This is a genomic window from Mesorhizobium sp. M0862 (assembly GCF_040319795.1).
Lineage (GTDB): Bacteria > Pseudomonadota > Alphaproteobacteria > Rhizobiales > Rhizobiaceae > Mesorhizobium.
This window is the reverse complement of sequence record NZ_JAMYOJ010000035.1, coordinates 21922-42667: the sequence shown is the minus strand read 5'-3', so window position 1 is coordinate 42667 and position 20746 is coordinate 21922. Positions and strand designations below refer to the sequence as shown.

At 62.4% G+C, this 20746-nt stretch carries 21 protein-coding genes and 2 pseudogenes; 17 read left to right on the top strand and 6 right to left on the bottom strand.

Translation table 11 applies throughout. The features are described from left to right. A pseudogene (locus NKI15_RS32055) lies at positions 1–159 on the top strand (integrase); the annotation flags it as partial. 191 nt (positions 160–350) lie between these two features. Beyond that, positions 351–1145: a thymidylate synthase gene (locus NKI15_RS30440; RefSeq protein ID WP_352515010.1), complete on the top strand. Its 795-nt coding sequence runs from the start codon at positions 351–353 to the stop codon at positions 1143–1145. Between the two features lie 28 nt (positions 1146–1173). Here NKI15_RS30440 and NKI15_RS30435 read toward each other — a convergent pair. Continuing rightward, a pseudogene (locus tag NKI15_RS30435) lies at positions 1174–1371 on the bottom strand (TOBE domain-containing protein). Positions 1372–1530: 159 nt separating this feature from the next. On the opposite strand from NKI15_RS30435, the gene modA reads away from it, so the two are divergent. The 4 genes from modA to NKI15_RS30415 all read left to right on the top strand — a co-directional run bounded on the left by modA (position 1531) and on the right by NKI15_RS30415 (position 4565). Next, entirely contained in the window at positions 1531–2325 is a 795-nt protein-coding gene (modA, locus tag NKI15_RS30430) for a molybdate ABC transporter substrate-binding protein (RefSeq protein WP_155923189.1), read from the top strand. A 15-nt stretch (positions 2326–2340) separates the two neighbouring features. Then, entirely contained in the window at positions 2341–3045 is a 705-nt protein-coding gene (gene modB, locus NKI15_RS30425; RefSeq protein ID WP_023668326.1) for a molybdate ABC transporter permease subunit, read from the top strand. Beyond that, positions 3042–4154 (top strand): molybdenum ABC transporter ATP-binding protein, encoded by a 1113-nt coding sequence (gene modC, locus NKI15_RS30420; RefSeq protein ID WP_352515009.1) that lies wholly within the window; start codon positions 3042–3044, stop codon positions 4152–4154. Before modB ends, modC begins: the two co-directional genes overlap by 4 nt. Positions 4155–4223: 69 nt before the next feature. Then, a complete protein-coding gene (locus NKI15_RS30415; RefSeq protein WP_023667411.1) occupies positions 4224–4565 on the top strand; it encodes a winged helix-turn-helix domain-containing protein in 342 nt (113 codons plus the stop codon). 202 nt (positions 4566–4767) lie between these two features. On the opposite strand, the gene cobF is transcribed toward NKI15_RS30415, so the two are convergent. Beyond that, positions 4768–5541 carry a precorrin-6A synthase (deacetylating) gene (gene cobF, locus NKI15_RS30410; protein WP_352515008.1) on the bottom strand — a complete coding sequence of 258 codons (774 nt, stop codon included), beginning with the start codon at positions 5539–5541 and terminating at the stop codon, positions 4768–4770. Positions 5542–5688: 147 nt separating this feature from the next. On the opposite strand from cobF, the gene NKI15_RS30405 reads away from it, so the two are divergent. The 6 genes from NKI15_RS30405 (at position 5689) to NKI15_RS30375 (ending at position 11903) form a co-directional block, all read left to right on the top strand. Beyond that, positions 5689–6705: a DUF4424 domain-containing protein gene (locus tag NKI15_RS30405; RefSeq protein ID WP_352515007.1), complete on the top strand. Its 1017-nt coding sequence runs from the start codon at positions 5689–5691 to the stop codon at positions 6703–6705. A gap of 167 nt (positions 6706–6872) precedes the next feature. After that, positions 6873–7562 carry a dihydrofolate reductase gene (locus tag NKI15_RS30395; RefSeq protein ID WP_352515006.1) on the top strand — a complete coding sequence of 230 codons (690 nt, stop codon included), beginning with the start codon at positions 6873–6875 and terminating at the stop codon, positions 7560–7562. Positions 7563–7883: 321 nt separating this feature from the next. Beyond that, on the top strand, positions 7884–8999 hold the full coding sequence (gene hflK / locus NKI15_RS30390; RefSeq protein ID WP_023696986.1) for an FtsH protease activity modulator HflK: 1116 nt from the start codon (positions 7884–7886) through the stop codon (positions 8997–8999). Further along, positions 8999–9955 carry a protease modulator HflC gene (hflC, locus tag NKI15_RS30385; RefSeq protein ID WP_023733844.1) on the top strand — a complete coding sequence of 319 codons (957 nt, stop codon included), beginning with the start codon at positions 8999–9001 and terminating at the stop codon, positions 9953–9955. Before hflK ends, hflC begins: the two co-directional genes overlap by 1 nt. A gap of 4 nt (positions 9956–9959) precedes the next feature. After that, entirely contained in the window at positions 9960–10145 is a 186-nt protein-coding gene (locus NKI15_RS30380) for a DUF2065 domain-containing protein (RefSeq protein WP_023668333.1), read from the top strand. A 240-nt stretch (positions 10146–10385) separates the two neighbouring features. Then, positions 10386–11903: a DegQ family serine endoprotease gene (locus NKI15_RS30375; protein ID WP_023682088.1), complete on the top strand. Its 1518-nt coding sequence runs from the start codon at positions 10386–10388 to the stop codon at positions 11901–11903. 46 nt (positions 11904–11949) lie between these two features. On the opposite strand, the gene NKI15_RS30370 is transcribed toward NKI15_RS30375, so the two are convergent. Together NKI15_RS30370 and serB are read right to left on the bottom strand one after the other, a co-directional pair. Then, positions 11950–12522 carry a GNAT family N-acetyltransferase gene (locus NKI15_RS30370; RefSeq protein WP_023699045.1) on the bottom strand — a complete coding sequence of 191 codons (573 nt, stop codon included), beginning with the start codon at positions 12520–12522 and terminating at the stop codon, positions 11950–11952. Next, positions 12519–13406 (bottom strand): phosphoserine phosphatase SerB, encoded by an 888-nt coding sequence (serB, locus tag NKI15_RS30365; RefSeq protein WP_023750915.1) that lies wholly within the window; start codon positions 13404–13406, stop codon positions 12519–12521. The genes NKI15_RS30370 and serB overlap by 4 nt, the downstream gene beginning before the upstream one ends. On the opposite strand from serB, the gene miaA reads away from it, so the two are divergent. Both miaA and NKI15_RS30355 read left to right on the top strand, forming a co-directional pair. After that, positions 13396–14379: a tRNA (adenosine(37)-N6)-dimethylallyltransferase MiaA gene (miaA, locus tag NKI15_RS30360; RefSeq protein WP_023740243.1), complete on the top strand. Its 984-nt coding sequence runs from the start codon at positions 13396–13398 to the stop codon at positions 14377–14379. The two genes, serB and miaA, sit on opposite strands and share 11 nt — an antisense overlap. Before the next feature lie 131 nt (positions 14380–14510). Then, positions 14511–15302 (top strand): GGDEF domain-containing protein, encoded by a 792-nt coding sequence (locus NKI15_RS30355; protein WP_023690907.1) that lies wholly within the window; start codon positions 14511–14513, stop codon positions 15300–15302. A gap of 225 nt (positions 15303–15527) precedes the next feature. Here NKI15_RS30355 and NKI15_RS30350 read toward each other — a convergent pair whose 3' ends face one another. After that, positions 15528–17360 (bottom strand): ATP-binding protein, encoded by a 1833-nt coding sequence (locus tag NKI15_RS30350; protein WP_352515005.1) that lies wholly within the window; start codon positions 17358–17360, stop codon positions 15528–15530. Between the two features lie 152 nt (positions 17361–17512). Between NKI15_RS30350 and NKI15_RS30345 the strand changes: the two genes are divergently transcribed. Genes NKI15_RS30345 through NKI15_RS30335 form a run of 3 tightly spaced genes read left to right on the top strand, consistent with a single transcriptional unit; the run spans position 17513 to position 18931 of the window. Continuing rightward, positions 17513–18079: a helix-turn-helix domain-containing protein gene (locus NKI15_RS30345; protein ID WP_023705521.1), complete on the top strand. Its 567-nt coding sequence runs from the start codon at positions 17513–17515 to the stop codon at positions 18077–18079. 4 nt (positions 18080–18083) lie between these two features. After that, positions 18084–18392 carry a hypothetical protein gene (locus tag NKI15_RS30340; protein ID WP_023682084.1) on the top strand — a complete coding sequence of 103 codons (309 nt, stop codon included), beginning with the start codon at positions 18084–18086 and terminating at the stop codon, positions 18390–18392. 17 nt (positions 18393–18409) lie between these two features. Beyond that, on the top strand, positions 18410–18931 hold the full coding sequence (locus NKI15_RS30335; protein ID WP_023705520.1) for a GNAT family N-acetyltransferase: 522 nt from the start codon (positions 18410–18412) through the stop codon (positions 18929–18931). On the opposite strand, the gene NKI15_RS30330 is transcribed toward NKI15_RS30335, so the two are convergent. Further along, on the bottom strand, positions 18928–20730 hold the full coding sequence (locus NKI15_RS30330; RefSeq protein ID WP_352515004.1) for an NAD(P)/FAD-dependent oxidoreductase: 1803 nt from the start codon (positions 20728–20730) through the stop codon (positions 18928–18930). The genes NKI15_RS30335 and NKI15_RS30330 overlap by 4 nt on opposite strands. Between the last annotated feature and the right edge of the window lie 16 nt (positions 20731–20746).

Here is a 20746-nt window from a genome sequence, read left to right as displayed (position 1 = left end):
CTGGCGGGCGAACCGGTCGCTGCGTTGGAGACCGAAGACGGACAATGGACACTCTCATTCCATGCCCACCCGCTCGGCATCATCGACACACGGCATATGAAGCTTGTCCGCCGCAGCGCCGCGCCAACCAATCCGCTTGGCGCTGCGGCGCACGCATAGGGGGAGAGAAGTGTCACCTATGTATCCGGTTCAAAGTGTTACCCATCTATCGGCTGGACACCGGCAGGCAGGTGAGGGGCAGCGCTAACCCTTGAAGAGTGATGGGGCAAGCCGCGTTCTGGTCCTTTTGCTGTGTTCGGCCGGCGGCCAGTCGGCTATGATGCCGACAATCCCGAATCGAGGCGAAGCCGATGCGCCAGTATCTCGACCTTTTGCAGCATGTGCTGGACAATGGCGCCGATCGTGGCGACCGCACGGGCACCGGCACGCGTGGGGTGTTCGGCTACCAGATGCGCTTCGACCTGTCGCAGGGCTTTCCCATCACCACGACCAAGAAGCTGCATCTGAAGTCGATCATCCATGAACTCCTGTGGTTCCTGGCCGGCGACACCAACATCAAATACCTTAGAGATCATGGCGTTTCGATCTGGGACGAGTGGGCCGACGAGAATGGCGACCTCGGCCCTGTCTATGGCAAGCAGTGGCGCTCCTGGCCGGATGGCCATGGCGGGTCGATCGACCAGATTGCCAATGTTCTGAAGGAGATACGCAGGAATCCGAATTCACGCCGGCTGATCGTTTCGGCGTGGAACCCGGCCGAAGTGGAGGCGATGGCGCTGCCACCGTGCCACTGCCTGTTCCAGTTCTACGTCTCGGAGGGCAAGCTGTCCTGCCAGCTCTACCAGCGCTCGGCCGACATTTTTCTCGGCGTACCCTTCAACATCGCTTCCTACGCGCTGCTGACCTTGATGGTGGCGCAGGTGACCGGGCTGAAGCCCGGCGAGTTCGTCCATACGCTGGGCGATGCGCATCTCTATTCCAACCATTTCGAGCAGGCGCGCGAGCAATTGCGGCGCACACCCAAGGCGCTGCCGACGCTGTGGATCAATCCGGAGGTGAAGGACCTGTTCGCCTTCCGCTTCGAGGATTTCCGGCTGGAAAACTATTTTGCCGACGCGTCGATCAAGGCGCCGATCGCGGTCTGATCCGTCCACCGTCAATCAATTCCGACCCTCAATCGATGTCGACCATGACGTCGGTTGCCTTGATCATGGCATAGGCTGCTTGCCTTTTTCGAGCTTGAGATCGGCAACGGCCTCGTTGGTGATCGAAGCGTGACGACGGAGCCGGCGACATCACCGCGGACAGGCGAGGTGCTTTGACGATCTCGACGATCGTTCCCTTGAGGATGTTGCGGGCGCTGATCTTCATCGAAGTTCCTTTCCGGGTTTCGGTGCACGTCCAAACCAGAACAATCGATGCCGAACATACGCTTTCGCAGGAGGCGGCCTTCCCTTGTTATATTCATCCAGATATATCGGTCGGCAGGAGTCGAGCCAGCAGATTTCAAGCCCAGGGAGAGTTTTCATGTTGGGGCACAAAGGTTTTGGTTTGAGGGCGATCGCGATTGGCGGCTTTGCCGTAGCTCTGATGGCCGTGATGCCGGCGGCTCACGCGGGAGACAAGGTGATCGTGTTTGCCGCAGCCAGCCTCAAGGACGGGCTCGACGCCGTCACCAAGGCCTGCGAAGCCGATGTCGGTGAAGCGGCGACCGTCTCCTACGCCGCGAGCTCGGCGCTGGCCAAGCAGATCGAAAGCGGGGCGCCCGCCGATGTGTTCATCTCGGCCGACCTCGACTGGATGAAATATCTCTCCGACAAGAAACTGACCAAGCCGGACACCGAGGTGAAACTGCTCGGCAACCAGATCGTGCTGGTGGCGCCGAAGGATTCCAAGGTCGAAACCAGGATCGAGAAAGGCTTCGACCTCGCCAAGCTGATCAGCGACGGCAAGCTCGCCATGGGCGACGTCAAGGCGGTGCCGGCCGGCAAGTATGGCAAGGCGGCACTTGAATCGCTCGGCGTCTGGTCGTCGGTCGAAGGCAAGGTGGCGCAGGCCGAGAATGTGCGCGCCGCGCTGAAGCTGGTTTCAACGGGCGAGGCCGCGCTCGGCATCGTCTATGCCACCGACGCGCATGCCGACAAGGGAGTCAAGGTGGTCGGCACCTTCCCGGAGGATTCGCACCCGCCGATCATCTATCCGGTTGCCCAGACCACCGATTCGAAGGACAAGGATACCCCGGCTTTCCTGAAGTGCCTGCAGTCCGCCAAGGCGGTGGAGCTGTTTAGGGATCAGGGTTTCACCGTGCTCACGCCGAGCAATTAAGGTAGCGGCTGACGCATGAACTGGCTGCTGGACCTCACTCCCGACGAATGGAATGCGGTCCGGCTGTCGATCAAGGTGGCGACGGTGGCGATGCTGTTCAGCCTGCCGCCGGGCATCTTGATGGCGCTTTTGCTGGCCCGCGGAAAATTCTGGGGCAAGACGCTGCTCAACGGTGTGGTTCACCTGCCGTTGATCCTGCCGCCGGTGGTGACAGGTTATCTCTTGCTGCTTACCTTCGGCCGGCGCGGGCCGGCGGGAGCGTTCCTGGCCGAGCATTTCGGCATCGTCTTCTCGTTTCGCTGGACCGGCGCCGCACTGGCCTGCGGTATCATGGGCTTTCCCCTGATGGTGCGGGCGATCCGGCTGTCGATCGAGGCGGTCGACCGCAAAATGGAGGCAGCGGCGGGAACGCTCGGCGCCAACCCGGTTTGGGTCTTCGCCACCATCACGCTGCCGCTGATCCTGCCCGGGCTGATCGCCGGCTCGATCCTGTCCTTCGCCAAGGCGATGGGCGAGTTCGGCGCCACCATCACCTTCGTCTCCAACATTCCCAACGAGACGCAGACGCTGCCTTCGGCGATCTACACCTTCACGCAGGTGCCTGGCGGCGATGACGGGGCGCTCAGGCTGACGCTGATCTCCATCGTCATCTCGATGGCCGCATTGGTAGCCTCGGAAGTGCTGGCGCGGCGCGTCGGCCGGCGGATGGACATCGAATGAGTGTGCTGGTGGACATCAGCCATCGGCTCGGCGATTTCGCCATCGACGCGCATTTCGAAAGCGCCGGGCGGCTGACGGCGCTGTTCGGGCCCTCGGGCTCCGGCAAGACGACGCTGATCAACGTGATCGCCGGCCTGATCCGGCCGACCAAGGGCCGTATCGCGGTCGACGGCCGTGTGCTGGTCGACACCAATGCCGGCATTTTCGTGCCGAAGCACAAGCGCCGGATCGGCATGGTGTTCCAGGACGCGCGGCTGTTTCCGCATATGAGCGTTGCCGGCAATCTGCGCTACGGCCGCTGGTTCACGCCACCGGCGGAGCGCTATGCGGATATGGAGGCGGTCGTCGAACTGCTCGGCATCGGTCCACTGCTCGACCGGCGACCGGCAAAGCTGTCGGGCGGCGAGAAGCAGCGCGTGGCGATCGGCCGGGCGCTGCTTGCCAGCCCGAAACTGCTGTTGATGGACGAGCCGCTGGCCTCGCTCGACGATGCGCGCAAAGCCGAGATCCTGCCCTATATCGAGCGGCTGCGCGACGAGACCAAGCTGCCCATCGTCTATGTCAGCCATTCCGTCGCCGAGGTGGCGCGGCTGGCCAGCGACGTGGTGGTGATGGCGCAAGGCAAGGTCGCTGCCTCAGGCCCGACCGGCGCGATCATGCAACGGCTCGAATTGCTGCCGGCCGAGGAACGCGGCGAGGGCGGCGCGGTTCTCGACACCAAGGTGCTGCGCCATGATGAGATCTTCGGGATGACCGTGCTCGGCTCGGCGGCGGGCGAAATCCGGGTGCCGCTTCTGGCGGTCTCGGTCGGCGCGCCTGTGCGCATCCGCATCCGCGCCCGCGACGTGATGATCGCCACCGAACTGCCGAAAGGTCTCAGTGCGCTCAACATCCTGCCGGGCACCATCGTCGCAATCGGTCCGGGCGAGGGTCCGACGGTCGAAATCGGCATCGACTGCAATGGCGCAACCGTGCTTGCCCGCATTACCGAACAATCCAGGCAGGTGCTGAAACTTCATCTCGGCGGCAAGGTGTTCGCGGTGATCAAGACGGTCAGTTTCGACCGTGCCAACACCGGCGCCGGGCTGCCGGCCGAAGCGGATGGCTGATAGCCGCTATATCGTTTTGGAATAGCGCTATGGGTCGAGAGGGGCTAGTGTGACTGTGGAGGACAAGAGATGCCGTCGCTGAGCCTGCGGATAAATCTCGATCCGGACGGGCGCATAGGTCCGGGCAAGATCGAATTGCTGGAGCAGATCGCCACTTTCGGCTCGATCTCGGCTGCGGCACGCGGCATGGAGATGTCCTACAAGCACGCCTGGGATCTGGTGGAAGATATGAACCGTGTGTTCGGCAAGCCACTGGTCGCGGCGCAGACCGGCGGCAAAAAGGGCGGCGGCGCACAGCTGACCTCAGTTGGCCTTGCAGTTGTCAGCCGTTTTCGCGCTATCGAGCGCGCTGCGGCGGCAGCGGCGGCCACGCACATGGACGCCTTGCAGGCGGAGATTGATGCTGGGTGAGGGTTGAAGCTTGCGATCCGTCACACCCCTCTCTGTCCTGCCGGACATCTCCCCCGCAAGGGGGGAGATCAGCTAGCCCGTAGACGGGCGCTAATCTGTTAGGCGATTGGCGAAATCCTCCGTGACGGCCAATCTCCCCACTAGAGGGGGAGATGTCCGGCAGGACAGAGGGGGGCGCGAAGGAACTCGACCTTTGAGCGCGCTATTCCTCGGGCTCTCCTGCTTTACGCAGCAGATAGGTGTCCATGATCCAGCCCTTTCTTTTCCGGGCTTCTTCTCTCGTCCTCTCAATCTCCTCGCCGACATCACCCAGGCGACCGGAAACGATGATCTCGTCCGGTGTGCCGAGATAGGCGCCCCAATGGATGATCAGATCCTTGTCTGCCAGCGTGTTGAAGGCGCATTTGCCGTCGAGCATGACCACGGCGCTGCCGGCATTGTGCGGCATGCCTTGTTCGGCGAGGCGGCGGCCGGTGGTGATCAGCACGGGGTCGCCGATGCGGTTCAGCGCCATCTTGTGGCCGGCGGCTAGCGCCTGGACGGCGGTGATGCCGGGAATGACCTCCAGTTCGAATGCGACATTGCCCCTCAGTCGTACGCGCGCGAGGATGCGCAGCGCGCTGTCATAGAGCGAGGGGTCGCCCCAGATCAGGAAGGCGCCGCAGCCGTCCTCGGCAAGGTCGTCGCGGACCAGGCTCTCATAAATCTGGGCGATGGCCTCGTGCCAGTCATCGACGGTCGAGCGATAGGAAGGCGCCGGCTCGGCGCGCACCGGCACGTCGAACTCGACGCGGCGCGATTTCGGATTGCTGACGAAACGGTCGCAGATATGGCGGCGCAATTCGGCAAGGTCGTTCTTCTTCGCCCCTTTGTCGGGAATAAACAGGACGTCCGCCCGGTTCAGGCCATCAATCGCCTGCACGGTCATATGATCGGGATTGCCGGCGCCGATGCCGATGACGAGAAGCTTGCGCATGACGCGAACTCCTGCCCGATCGAAACCTGTTAGTCCAGACCGCCGATTGGCGTGTCCAGACACTGTGGCGTCCTGTTGGGAGGCGGAAGGCTTTGAAACGCCACACTGAAACGGCTAGGGTCGCGGCATTCTTGGCGAGGGGCTTCGATGTTGCAATATGTTCTGACCGTAGCGCTGGCGCTTTCAGCAGCGCCCGCGCTGGCCAATGATACGACCGCCGAACTCGGCACAGGTGGCCTGATCCTGTCGCGTAGCGACGCGGTGTCGATGCAAAGCGAGGACCTCTATATCTCGCCGGAAAAGGTCACGGTCGACTACGTCTTCCACAACAACACCGACAAGGATGTAAATGCCATCGTCGCTTTTCCGCTGCCGGACATCGAAGGCAATCCGGAGGAAATGCCGGCCATCCCGGAAAACCAGAGCGACAATTTCCTTGGCTTCGAGGTGACGATCGACGGAGCGCCGGCAAAGCCGCAGCTCGAGCAGAAAGTGTTCGCTGTCGGCATCGATATCGGCGCCGATCTGAAGGCGCAGAACGTGCCGTTCAATCCGTTCGGCGATGCGGCCAAGGCGGCCCTGGCGAAGCTGCCGAAAACGGTCGCCGAGGATTGGGAAAACCGCGGCATCATCATCGAGGATACGGGCAGCGAAGGTACCGAGGCGAACAAGGTCTATACGCCGTGGTGGCAGTTGCGCTCGACCTATTGGTGGCGCGCGATATTTCCGGCCAACAAGGATGTCCACGTCTCGCACCGCTACAAACCGAGCGTCGGCGGCACGTCCTCGGTGAGTTTCTTCTATGACGGCAAGTTCACCGAAGGCAGCCAGTACACGACCTACAAGACCCGCTACTGCATGGACGACAGCTTCGAGAATGCAGTGCGCCAGGCCGCGAAGGCTGACGGTTATCCGCATTTTTACGAAAACCGCATTGCCTATATCCTGACCACCGGCGGCAACTGGGCCAATGGCAGCATCGGCAAGTTCAAGCTGACCGTCGACAAGGGCAATCCGAAAGCGCTGATCTCGTTTTGCGGCGACAATGTCAAGAAGGTCGGGCCGACGACCTTCGAGACGACGGCGCAGGATTTCTATCCCGAGCACAACATCGACATATTGCTTTTGGAGCCGTCGGATGACGGCGCGGGGGAAGCCAACTGATGGACGTCGCGATCTATGTCGCTATCGCGCAGAACGGCGTCATCGGGCGCGACGGCGGCTTGCCGTGGCTAAGCGATTGCAAGAGGCACCAAAATTTGCGACGAGCCGGCTGTTAAGTTGCTAGATGCGATCTAGTTGTTTTGCATTGCACAGCCTTGGGGATTTGATTGTCGGGCAAGCCTAGAACGAGAATGCCTTCCGCCACTTCTCTTGTGGCTCGGAGCTATCCGGACAAAATTATCGGGGTAGAGAACACCCTCCCGTGGCACCTAGGGACAGACCTAAAGCATTTCAAAAGCCGCACTCAAGGTCATGCCGTCATAATGGGACGAAAAACCTTCGAGTCCATTGGTCGGCCTTTGCCAAATAGGCGAAATATCATTCTATCTCGGCATCTAATCGAAGATACTGAAAACGTTAAATGGGCACCAAACCCAGAAACTGCACTGCTTATTGCCGATCAGTATTCTATAATAAATCTAAAGAAAGAGTTCTTTGTGATAGGCGGAGAAGAGATATACAATATTTTTCATAAATATATAAACATAGTTTTTTTGACTGACGTATTTAGCGGACCGATAAACGGCGATGCTAAATTCGAAAGGGAATTTGACGGTAGGGAGTGGTGGTTTCGATTTGAAAAGGAATTTCCGAAATCAGAATCGGACGACTACGCCTTTAGAATTTCTTGCATCGTTCGGCGGAAACCTTTCCACAGGTTCGCCTCGAAGAACGAATTTTCAGCTGACGACAGAGCCGTATGGGATGCGTGGGCGAGATATGAGGCGATGATGGACCGTTCAAATCCCGAGACTGTTTTGGAGCCGTCTCAGTTGGATCTTCTGTCAGAGCTTTAGCTGTTACCTGTCGGAGGGGAATGGCGCCAGAATGCCGAGGCGTGGCATGAACCCGGGTCGGCGGGGTCGTCTACAATCCGCCTGACATCGCTCATGCCATGCGCGCGGATGCCAACCCGCTTTTCGCCATTTGGTGCCTTCCCCTCGACGATACGCCGCGTTCATAGGGCGACTTATTGGAATTTGCTGCTTGCAACGGTCCAAATCGGACGGCGCAGTGTCGGATCGCGTTGAAAGCGCATCGCGGCATCCCTATAGAAGAACAACTGGATTTTGCGCCGCAACGCCGGCGCCGAGGGAATTCCAAGCGAAAGGACATTCATGCCCTGGAACGACAAGAGCGGCGGTGGCGGCGGCCCATGGGGTGGCGGCGGCGGCAACAATCAGGGACCCTGGGGGCAGGGACCGAAGGGGCCTAGCGGCCCGCCGGGGTCACCTCCCGATCTCGAAGACATCATCCGCCGCGGCCAGGACCGGCTGCGGCGCGCGCTGCCCGGTGGCGGCGGCGCCAGCCCGGCCGTGTTTGCGCTGATCGCAGCGGCCCTGATCGTGCTGTGGGCGTTCAAGGCGGTCTACACCGTGCAGCCGGACGAGGTTGCGGTCGAGCTGCGCTTCGGCAAGCCGAAGGCGGAGCTGTCGCAGCCGGGTCTGCATTTCCATTGGTGGCCCGTCGAAACCGTCGAGACGGCCAACATCGCCGAACAACTCGTCGATATCGGTGGTGGCGGCGCGACGAGCGGCAACTCGTCGGGGCTGATGCTTACCGGCGACCAGAACATCGTCAACGTCCAGTTTTCGGTGGCCTATCAGGTCTCCGATCCCCGGGCCTATCTGTTCGACGTCTCCGACCCAGAAGGCATGCTGCAGCAGGTCGCAGAGAGCGCCATGCGCGAAGCGGTCGGCCGGCGACCGGCCCAGGACATCTTCCGCGACGACCGTCAGGGCATTGCGGCGTCGGTGCGTGAAATCATCCAGACGACGCTGGACGGCTACAAGGCCGGCCTGAACGTCAACGCGGTTTCGATCGAGGACGCGGCCCCGCCGCGTGAAGTTGCCGATGCCTTCGACGAAGTGCAGCGCGCCGAGCAGGACGAAGACAAGTTCGTCGAGCAGGCCAACCAGTATTCCAACCAGAAGCTCGGCCAGGCGCGTGGCGCCGCGGCGCAGATCCGCGAGGACGCGGCAGCCTACAAGAACCGTGTCGTCCAGGAAGCCGAAGGTGAGGCGCAGCGCTTCATCTCGGTCTATGACGAATACGCCAAGGCGCCCGACGTGACGCGCCGGCGGCTTTATCTGGAAACGATGGAGAAGGTGCTGAAGGATTCCAACAAGGTCATCGTCGAACAGGGCAATGGGCAAGGGGTCGTTCCCTATCTGCCGCTGCCGGCACTGCAGCCGAAGGCGCCGCCGCCTGCGACCACGGGAGGAGCCCAGTGATGGCCAATCGTCTTCCCATCATCGCGGTCATCGCGGCCGTGCTTCTGTTCCTGCTCTACTCCTCGGTCTTCGTGGTCAACGCGCGCCAGCAGGCGCTCGTGCTGCGGTTCGGCGAGATCGTCGACGTGAAGAATGAACCCGGCATCTATTTCAAGGCGCCTTTCGCCTTCTTCGACGCCGACAGTGTGCAATTGATCGAAAACAGGGTGCTGCGCTTCGATCTCGATAACATTCGCGTCCAGGTTTCGGGCGGCAAGTTCTATGAGGTCGACGCTTTCATCGCGTACCGCATCTCGGATCCGCGCGTGTTCCGCTCAGCCGTGTCCGGTCAGATCACACTGGCCGAAGCACGACTGAGGACGCGTCTCGATGCGGCGCTGCGCCGTGTCTACGGTCTGCGCGACTTCGAGGCGGCGCTTTCGGAAGAGCGGGCCGTGATGATGCGCGAAGTGCGCGATCAGCTTCGGCCCGACGCCACCTCGCTCGGCCTGCAGATCGAGGATGTGCGCATCCGCCGAACCGATCTGACGGCCGAGGTTTCGCAGCAGACCTTCGACCGCATGAAGGCCGAACGTTTGGCCGAGGCCGAACGGCTGAGAGCGCGCGGCAAAGAGGCCGCGCAGCGCATCACCGCCCGCGCCGACCGCGAAGTGGTGGAAATCGTCGCCGAAGCGCGCAAGGAATCGGAAATCCTGCGTGGTGAAGGTGAAGCCCAGCGCAGCGCGACCTTTGCCGACGCCTACAAACGCGATCCGGCGTTCTTCGACTTCTACCGGTCGATGAATGCCTATGGCACGGCGCTGGACAACTCCGGGACGACGATGGTGCTTTCGCCGAACTCGGAGTTCTTCCGCTTCTTCCGCAATCCGGACGGTACGGACGCGAAGCCGGCGACACCTGCGGCTCCGGCGACGGCACCTGCCGCGCCGGCTGCACAACCTGCACCCGCCCAGTAGGGCGGTGCAGGATTTCCTTGCGGCCATAGGCCTGGTCCTCGTTGTCGAGGGCCTGGTCTATGGCGGCTTTCCCGGCCTTGCCAAACGTCTTGCCGGCGAAGTGCTGTCGACGCCGGAAATTGCGCTGCGCATCGTCGGGCTGGTGGCGATCGCCATCGGCGTCGGCATCGTCTGGTTGGTGCGTGGCTGAGGACCGCTGATCTGCAATTCCAGGAAAGTGTGAGCGGTTTCCGTCCGGAATTGCGTAAAAGCAAAGAGATTGAACGGTTCGCCGTTTCCGCGAGACGGCCAACCGTTCTAGAAGGTGTAACGGAGGATTTCTCCTCCTGATGTGGCCATAGCCGCAAACGTGCCGTATTTCTTGCCAACATGACGCGACGCGGCGTTTTGCCGAAGCGCTTTTTCTTTTCAGCAATCCGGGAGGCTTTCGATGACATCCAACACCCTTCTGCGCGCGGCGCGGCGGACGTTCATCGCAGGTGCTGCGGCACTTATGGTCGGCGCGCTTGCCGTTCCGGCTTTCGTGACGCCGACGGTGGCCGCGGACGGACCGGCTTCGGTTGCCGACCTCGCCGAAGGCCTGCTCGGTGCGGTGGTCAACATCTCGACCTCGCAGACCGTGAAGGGCACGGAAGGTCCGGGCGCGGTGCCGATGCCGCAGCTGCCGGAGGGTTCGCCGTTCCAGGATTTCTTCGACGACTTCTTCAAGAACCGTGGCGGCGACAAGGATGGCGGCGCGCAAAAGGTGCAGTCGCTGGGCTCCGGCTTCGTAGTCGACGCCGAGCAAGGCATTGTCGTCACCAACAACCACGTCATCGCCGATGCAGACGATATCGAGGTGAATTTCTCCGACGGCGTGACGCTGAAGGCGACGCTGGTCGGCACCGACACCAAGACCGACGTGGCGGTGCTCAAGGTCGACCCGAAGGGCCACAAGCTGACGGCGGTGAAATTCGGCGATTCCAACAAGATGCGCGTCGGCGACTGGGTGATGGCGATCGGCAATCCGTTCGGCCTTGGCGGCACGGTGACGGTCGGCATCGTCTCGGCCCGCAACCGCGACATCAATTCCGGCCCCTATGACGACTTCATCCAGACCGACGCCGCCATCAACCGCGGCAATTCCGGCGGGCCGCTGTTCAACAGCCTGGGCGAGGTCATCGGTATCAACACGGCGATCATCTCGCCGTCGGGCGGCTCGATCGGCATCGGTTTCTCAATCCCCTCGCAGCTTGCCTCGGGCGTCGTCGACCAGCTGCGCCAGTTCGGCGAGACCCGTCGCGGCTGGCTCGGCGTGCGCATCCAGCCGGTGACCGACGACATCGCCGAGAGCCTCGGCATGGCGACCGCCAAGGGCGCGCTGGTGGCCGGCGTCATCAAGGGCGGACCGGTCGACAACGGCACAATTCTCGCCGGCGACGTCATCATCAAGTTCGATGGCAAGGACATCCATGAAATGCGCGACCTGCCGCGCGTCGTGGCGGAAAGCCCGGTCGGCAAGGCGGTCGACGTGATCATCGTGCGCAAGGGCGTCGAGCAGACGGTGAAGGTGACGCTCGGCCGGCTTGAGGACGGCGAGAAGGTCGCTGCCGGTGAGGACGGCACTACCGATGAGGACAAGGGCGGCGACAAGGCGCCCGCGGTCTCCACGGCCTCGGTGCTCGGCATGACCGTCGGCGAGCTCAATGACGACACACGGAAAAAATTCGGCATCGCGGCCGACGTCTCCGGCGTCGTCATCACCGACGTCACCAAGGATTCGGCCGCCGCCGAGCGCGGCATCCAGGCCGGCGAGGTGATCACCGAAATCGCCCAGGAATCGGTCGCGACCCCGAAGGACGTGATGGACCGGATCGGCGCGCTGAAGGAGCAGGGCCGCAAGAATGCGCTCTTGATGCTGGCGTCCAAGACAGGCGAGTTGCGCTTCGTGACGATCCGGATGGATTGAGTCCGGTCAGGCCTGCAACGATCTGATTTCGAAATGAAAAGGGCGGCTAGTTAGCCGCCCTTTTTCTTGCCTGCCAGTCCTTGCGCGACAGGGTGTAGAGGACATGCCGCTTGAGGTGCGGGTGGCTGTCAGGGATGGATGGGTGGTCGAAATCGCGAGCCGGGTCAGGGCTCATGCCAAGACGCTCCATGACGGCCGTCGAGCGGCGGTTGGCCGCGACGGCGAAGGAGACGATCTCGTCCCGGTCAAGCGTCTCGAAGCCAAAGGCGAGCCAGGCTTCGGAGGCCTCCGTGACATAGCCCTTTCGCCAGAATTCCGGCGCCAACCGCCAGCCGATCTCGATCGTATCGGAGGGCAGGGACGGCACGTGATCGGTCTTTAAGAGGCCGACGAAGCCGATGCATTCCCCAGTCGCGGCGATCTCGGCGGCGGCAAAACCAAAGCCGTCCTCGGCGATCCAGCCCCGAAACTCGTCCATCTTGGCATCCGTCTCGGCGCGGTCGCGGCGGAACGGAAAAAATTCCATCACCCGCTCGTCGGAGTTGATGCGATGGAATAGTTCGCGGTCGCGCTCTTCCCAGTTGCGCAGGATGAGGCGCTCGGTGCGCATCGGTTTCATTGGGCGAACTCTTCCTGGCGGTAGCCCTGGAGATAAAGCAGTGCGGTGAGATCGCCATGGTCGATGCGGACCTTGGCTTCGGCAGCAACGGCCGGCTTCGCGTGGAGCGCGACACCGGTGCCGGCCAGGCGGATCATGTCGAGGTCGTTGGCGCCGTCGCCGACCGCAATCGCATCGAATGGCGTCAGGCCGAGGCGGGCCGAGATATCGTTCAGCGCATCGGCCTTGGCGGCGCGGCCGAGGATCGGCTCGGCGACCAGGCCGGCAAAGCGCCCGTTCTCCTCGATCAGGCGGTTGGCACGGTTTTCCTCGAAGCCGAGCATGGCGGCGACACGGCTGGTGAAGACGTCGAAGCCGCCGGAGACAAGCGCCGTCCAGGCGCCATTGGCGCGCATCGTCTGCACCAGAGCGCGGCCGCCCGACGCCAGCGTCAGGCGGTTCGCGATGATGCGGTCGACGACGGCGGCATCGAGGCCTTTCAGCAACGCTACGCGTTCCCGTAAGGCGGGCTCGAAGGCGATCTCGCCGTTCATCGAGCGTGCGGTGATGGCGGCGACGCGGTCCTTGACGCCGATCTCGTCGGCGAGTTCGTCGATGCATTCCTGGTCGATCATGGTTGAATCCATATCGGCAAGCAGGATTGTCTTGCGGCGGCTTTCGGCCTGCTGAACGATCACGTCGACCGGCTCGGAGCCAAGTGCCAAGCGCAAGGCGGCACTTGCCTCAGCGGCTTCCGCACCCTCGGGTAGCACCAGATCGCAGGCGACGCCTTCGCCCAGCCAGCGAACAGCGCTTGCGCCGACCGACCGTGAGGCCATATTCGCAAGCGAGGCCGACATCGCGCGGCGGACGGGGTGAGACACAAGCGTGGCAATGAGCGGCATCGAGGCTTCCAAGCAGCTAGGCGAGGGCGGGCAGGCGGGCGAGGGCCGCGTGAAGGACGCGATCCTGATAGCCGGGCCGACCGCCAGCGGCAAGTCGGCGCTGGCGCTCGATCTCGCCGAGCGCAAGGGCGGTGTCATCGTCAACACCGATTCCATGCAGGGCTATTCGGTGCTCGATGTGCTGACTGCGCGACCGAATGCCGCCGAACTCGGCCGCGCGCCGCACTATCTCTATGGCCACGTGCATCCCTCCACCGCCTATTCCACCGGCGCCTGGCTGCGCGACGTGATGAAGCTGATCGATGACGGCACGCTCGCCCGACAGCCCGATGACGCCGGCTTTGAACGTCCGGTGATTTTCGTCGGCGGCACCGGGCTCTATTTTCGCGCACTTGCCGAGGGCATTTCGGAAATGCCCGACATTCCGCAGCAGGTACGCGACCGCTGGCGCTACGAGTTAAAGGAGCAAGGCGCAGCCAAGCTGCACCGCATCCTGATGCATGAGGATTCGGCGGTCGCCATGCAGCTGAAGCCGACCGACGGCCAGCGCATCGTGCGGGCGCTGGAGGTGCTCGACGCATCTGGCCGCTCCATCCTCGAATGGCAGGCAGCGCGCGGCCGGCCGCTGATCGACCGCGACAGCGCTCGGTTCTTCGTTATCGAGCCGGACCGCGCCGCCCTTGTCGAGCGGATCGAAACAAGGTTCGACCGCATGCTCGATCTCGGCGCGCTCGATGAGGTCAAACGGCTTGCGGCGCTTGGCCTCGATCCCGACCTGCCGGCGATGAAGGCGATCGGCGTTCGCGAACTTTCGGCTGCCATGGCGGGTGACATCAGCTTTCCTCAGGCCATCGAGCGCTGCAAGGCAGCGACGCGGCAATATGCCAAACGGCAAACGACGTGGTTTCGCCATCAGCTGGGACCGGAATGGCTGAGATTGCAGCCCGGCGACGGCCTGCAAGCCGTGATTTGATTTTCGTGCTGCTAATACAATTAAAGAAACAGAAGTAGGAATGAACATTCCCGCTCCGGTTGTCTGGATTAACCGTCCGTAAGGCGCCGGCATGCCATAGATCCGGGGGGTACTTTTCCAACGGGGAGCAGATGCGTTTCCACAAGGCGGAATCCGCATTTTTCGTCTTTATTTTCGTGATCCTGGCCGCAGGCCTGGTGACGCTTTATGCCTATGGTCAATTGCAGTCCATCGCGGTCGGTCACGATACGACTTCCCGGGTCGAGAGGATCGCCTATCTCAACACGCTGCTGTTTGTCACCGGGGTGCTGCTGGCGACAGCGCTGTTCTTCGGCGTGTTCTTCATCTACCCGCTGATTCGTAGGCAGGCCACGGAAGAGGGCAAGCTGCGCGCCATGACGGTTTCGCTCAGCGCCCGCTCGGAAACGCTGCAACATGCGGCATTGACCGACGGCCTTACCGGCATGCAGAACCGGCGCTATTTCGATGATGCGCTGAAGGAATATCTCGAGGAATTCCGCCGCATCGAAAAGCCCGTCGGGCTCATGATCCTCGACCTCGATCATTTCAAGCAGGTCAACGACACGCATGGCCACGATGTCGGCGACGAGGTGCTTAGGGCAGTCGCCAATTGCCTCAAAGGCATGACGCGCTATCACGACGTGGTGGCGCGGCTTGGGGGCGAGGAGTTCGCCGTCGTTACGCCCAACATGGATGCGGAGCTGTTGGGCAAGTTCGCCGAACGCATCCGCAAGGCGATTGCCAACATGTCGGTGCTGTCGGGCAATGTCCGCCTCAAGATCACCACCAGCGTCGGTCTTGCCGTCTGGGATCGGAAGGAAACGGCCGAGGAATTCTACCGCCGCGCCGACCGCCAGCTCTACGAGGCGAAGAGGCAAGGCCGCAACCGCGTCTGCGCCTAAAATCCCGAAGAAGAATTCATGAGGCCGGTTGCCTGACGTGGCTTTCTCGACTTCCGGTGCTCACGGACTAAATGTCCGCTCCGCTCCGGCTTCTCGAAAGCCACGCCATTCAATCCGGCCTGATGAATTCCCTTTCGGGATTTTGCCCAAGTGGGCCAACGAAGCCGAGCCCTGGCGCTCCGGCGGCTTCTCAATTGGCCGGCAAAAAAGTCGCTACGCTGAAGGTCAATCGTTCTGCGGGCGCATGCCGAAGGTTGTGGGCTTGAGGCCGTAGCGCAGGTCGAAATCGTCGTCGGGCTGGACGCGCTGGGCGGTGGCCGGCTTGCGGTAATCGGGATCGCCGGCCTGGCGGCCGGAGTCCACGACCTCGGCGAAGGCCATCTGCTGCTGCGGTTTCGGCACGTTGCGCAGCCGCTCGACGATGGCGGCGAGATCGACGTCGTTGCCGTCCTGCGAGAACTCGTCCTGCTCTCGCTTGGCGGTGCCGGGGATCAGGTTCTCCGCCAGTTTCTCGAACTTCAGCCGCATGGTCGTCGCCACGCCTTCACCGAAGGCGATGGCTTCGCGCTGGCCCATGGAGGACAGGAAGGCCAGCGTCGAGGCGGAGGAATCGGCGATCGCCGAGCGGATGATCGCCTGGTCCTGCTCGTTGGCCAGCCGCATGGCGAAGAAGGTCGAGCATTGCGACAGGATGGTCGGATCGAGTTCACCCGGGCGCTGGGTGACGACGCCGAGATAGCAGCCATATTTGCGGCCTTCCTTGGCGATGCGCGATAGTGCATGCCTTGTCGGGGCGAAGCCTAGGCGCGGATCGGCCGGCATATAGCGGTGCGCTTCCTCGCACAGCAGCAAAAGCTTCAGCCGGCCCTCGCTCCACAGCGCAAGGTCGAAGGCGAGCCGAGCCAGCACCGAACAGACGGAATTGACCACTTCGGACGGCATGCCGGCCATCTCGAAGCAGGTCACCGGGCGGCCATGATGCGGCACACGGAAAATATTGCCGATCGTCTCGTGGATCGTGTCCTCGATCAGCCGCGAATTGAACATGAAGCGATAGCGCGGGTCGGACGCGGCGGACTCGATGCGCGTCTTCAGCGATTTCAGCGTCGGGCGGTCGTTCTTGCTTTCCAGGAGGCCCATGCGCTCGTCGATCTGCTTGATGAGATCGACCATTCGGTAGGGCACCGGCGTGTCGGCGGTCAGCGCATCGCTGCCGCGGCGCACGTAAGAGCCTGAATTGGGATTGCGATAGAGGTTCTTGGCGGCGGGGATCAGGTCGCGCAGGACATCGACTTCTTCCGGCACGACCTCTCGGCCGCGAAACAGCACTTCGGCGAATTCTTCGAGCCTGAACATCCAGAACGGCAGGTCAAGCGTCTTGGAATCGACCCGGACGCAGAACTCAGGCAGCGACGCCGCGAATTCATTGTGCGGATCGAGGATGAGGATTCGCAGATCGGGCCGGGCCGCGATCGATTTGCGCAGCAGCAGCGAGACGGCGGTGGATTTGCCGACGCCGGTTGTGCCGACAACGGCAAAATGGCGCGCCAGCGTGTCGTCGATAGCGATGTTGGCGTCGATCGACTCATCCTGCGACAGCGTACCGATGGTGATCGAATGACGCCCGGCGAGATCGTAGACCGCCTGCAGGTCACGGGTACGGATGCGGTGCGCTATGGCGCCGATATGCGGATATGTGGTGATGCCGCGGTCGAACACCGGTTTGTCCCCTGGTTCGGCGCCGTCGCGCACTTCGCCGATCAGCTCGACGCTGACCTCGATGGGGTTTTGTCCCTCATTGCTCCAGGCGCGATCCGATTTGCCGATTTCGTAGACCAGACCAACGGTGCGCGATGTCCCGAGATTGATGGAGATCATCTTGCCGACCGTCCACAGGCCGGTGACCGCGCCTTCGATGTCGTCGGCATAGGCGCTGATGGTGGCGCGCGCACCGTCGCACTGCACGACGTTGCCGAGAATGCGCTTGTCGTTCTGCTCTGCGCGGCGGCGCTCCTGCGAGGTCGGTTCGCCGACGGAGGCTTCGCGCTCGACAAACATACGATCCGATCCCCATTCCCGTGGAGCGTCGATCCTACACAGACGGGGTTAAGGTGGCGTGATGCGGAATGGTGTAGCAGGGGTTAACCGGTCAGCGAAAATTCAACCCGCCGGCCTCTTTTCCGAATCCAAACATTCGATATATTGGACGAATGACTGATATAGCGAATGACATGTCGGCTACGATCGGCAGACGGATCCACGCCGAAAGAGCCTTGCGGGACTGGTCGTTGGCCGACCTGGCGAACCGCTCCGGCGTCTCCAAAGCCATGCTCAGCACTATCGAGCGCGGCATGACCAGTCCCACGGCGGCGCTGCTGGTGCGCATCGCCGCTGCTTTCGGCATGACGCTGTCGACGCTGATTGCACGCGCCGAGCAGCAAGGTGGCGGCCTGTTGCGCGAGAGTGAGCAGCCGGTTTGGCGCGACCCCGGTACGGGCTATGTCCGTCGGCATCTGTCGCCGGTTTCCGACACGCCGCTCGAATTGATCCGGGTGCAACTGCCGGCGGGCGCCAGTGTGAGCTTCCCGGCGGCGTCCTATGCCTTCATCAAGCAGCAGATGTGGCTGATCTCCGGGCGGCTCGAATTCACCGAGGGTGATATGGTGCATAGTCTCGAGCCTGGCGACTGCCTGGCGCTCGGCGCGCCGTCGGACTGCACGTTCCATGCCGTCGGGCAGCTGCCCGCCGACTATCTGGTCGCGCTGGTCAGGGGCTGAAATCGTGGCAAGACGTCCCAAGCGCTCCGACAATGGCGGACCGCCGCTCGATGATTACAAGGGCCCACCATGGGGCAAGGGCGATCCCTACATCTTCCTGGCCTGGCAGGCAGCGCATGCCAAGGCGTGGAAGGCGCCAAGCCGTGACGTGATGCTGATGCGCATGGAAAAGGCCGAGCGGCTTGGCCTGACCTATGAGGAATACACGCTCGAAATCCTCGAACGCGGGCTGCATCTGCAGCCGAAAGACACAGATCGCATCGCCGCGATCAAGGCGAGACGAAAGCGGCGCCGCGTCGCGCGTCTGGATTAGCAAGGGAAGGTGCCGGCATGCGTTCCATCGAAATCAGGTCGCTGACTGCGGAAACGCGCGGCATGCTGGCCGACCTCCTGATCGAGACGGTGGCTGCCGGCGGCTCCGTCAGCTTCATGCACCCCCTATCCAGGCAAGCGGCGGAAACCTTCTGGAGCAACTCGTTGATGGCAGCAGAGAGGGGTGAAAGAGCGGTGCTGGGTGCTTGGAAGGGCGAGGTTCTGGTCGGCACCGTGACCGTGCTGCTCGACTTTCCTGATAATCAGCCGCACCGGGCCGAGATCGCCAAGCTGATGACCCGCGTCGAACACCGCGGCAAGGGCATAGCGAGCTGGCTGATGCGGGGGGCCGAAACGCTCGCCGTCGAGAAAGGCCGCACGCTTCTGGTGCTGGACACCGCAACCGAGGAGGGCGCTTCCGGCCTTTACGAAAAACTCGGCTTCACGCTCACTGGCGAAATACCGGACTTTGCCTTGAAACCCCATGGCGGGCTGACCGGCACGCTCATCTACTGGAAGCGCATCGGCGGCGCTGCCTAACCCATGTGATGAACCTGTTGCAGCGCGTAGACCGGCGTCGCGATGCCTTCCATGCGCGCCTTCAGCTGCAGCGCCAGGAACTGGGAGTAATGGCGCGACTGGTGCAAATTGCCGCCATGGAACCACAGCGCCTCCTGTTGGGTCGGCTTCCACATGTTGCGCAGCTCGCCTTCCCAGGGGCCTGGGTCCTTGGTGGTGTTGGAGCCGAGGCCCCAGCATTTGCCGACCTTGTCTGCGACCTCCCGTGAGATCAAATCGGCCGCCCAGCCGTTCATCGAACCATAGCCGGTGGCGTAGACGATGAGATCGGCCGGCAGTTCCGATCCATCGCTGAGCAGGACCGAATGCTCCTTGATCTCCTTCACGTCGACACCGCTTTTCAGCTTGATCGACCCGTCGATGATCAGGTCGGATGCGCCGACATCGATGTAATAGCCCGAGCCGCGCCGCAGATATTTCATGAACAGGCCGGAGCCGTCGTCGCCCCAGTCGAGCATGAAGCCCGCCTTCTCCAGGCCCTTGTAAAATTCGCCGTCGCGCTTCTTCATCTCGGCATAGGCCGGGATCTGGAATTCGTGCAGGATCTTGTAGGGCAGCGAGGCAAAGACGAGGTCGGCTTTGGCGGTGGTCATGCCGCTCGCGACCGCCTTTTCCGAATAGAGCGAGCCCAGGCCGATCTCCATCAGCGTGTCCGACTTGACGATGTGCGTGGTCGAGCGCTGCACCATGGTGACGTCGGCGCCGGCCTCCCAAAGGGCTGCTGCAATGTCGTGGGCGGAGTTGTTCGAGCCGATGACGACAGCTTGTCTGCCGACATAGGCATCGGGTCCCGGATGCTTCGAGGAGTGATGCTGGTCGCCCTTGAATGTGTCCATGCCCTTGAAGTTCGGCATGTTGGCCTTGCCGGATTGCCCCGTGGCCAGCACCAATTGTTTCGGCTTCAGCGTGATGTCCTTGCCGTCGCGGCGCACCAACACCGTCCATTCCTTCTTCCCTTCGTCATAGACAGCGCTCATGGCCTCGGTCGACGACCAGTAGTTCAGCTCCATTACCTTGGCGTACATTTCCAGCCAGTCGCCGATCTTGTCCTTGGGCGCGAAGACCGGCCAGTTCCTGGGAAAGTCGATATAGGGCAGATGGTCGTACCAGACCGGATCGTGCAGGCAGAGCGATTTGTAGCGCTTGCGCCAGCTGTCGCCGGCCCGTTCGTTCTTCTCGACGATGATGGTCGGCACGCCGAGCTGCCGCAGCCGCGCGCCGAGCGCGATGCCGCCCTGGCCGCCGCCGATGATGAGCGTATAGGGCTGCGTCTTGAAGCCGAGCTCGGCGGCCTCCTTCTCGCGCTCCTCCTTCCAGGTCGGGCGGTTCTTGCCATGGCCGTGCTTGGCGCCGAGCGGGCGGTCGAAGCCGGCCGGCTCCTCATGGCCCTTGAGTTCGACCATGGTGGTGAGCAGCGTCCAGATCTTGCCGTCCTTCAGCCGGATGTGACCAAAGCCGCGCGCCACAGACGTCTCGAAGCTGATCCAGCCGTCGAGCACGCCGTCGCTTTCCGTGGCACCCTCGCCCCTGGCGATCGCCCAGTTCGACGGTTTGGTCCTGGCCAACTGGCTGACCAGCATGTCGCGCACCTGATCGCGGCCTTCCATCGTCTTGATGTTCCAGGTGAAGGTAACAAGATCGCGCCAAAAACAATCCTCCTGGAAGCAGGCGACCGCCTTGTCGACGTCGCCGGCGGTGAGTGCCACGCCGAAGCGATCGAGCAGGTCGGAAAGCTTCTTGTTGGGGGCCTTGTCGAGCATTGAATTTCCTCCGCGA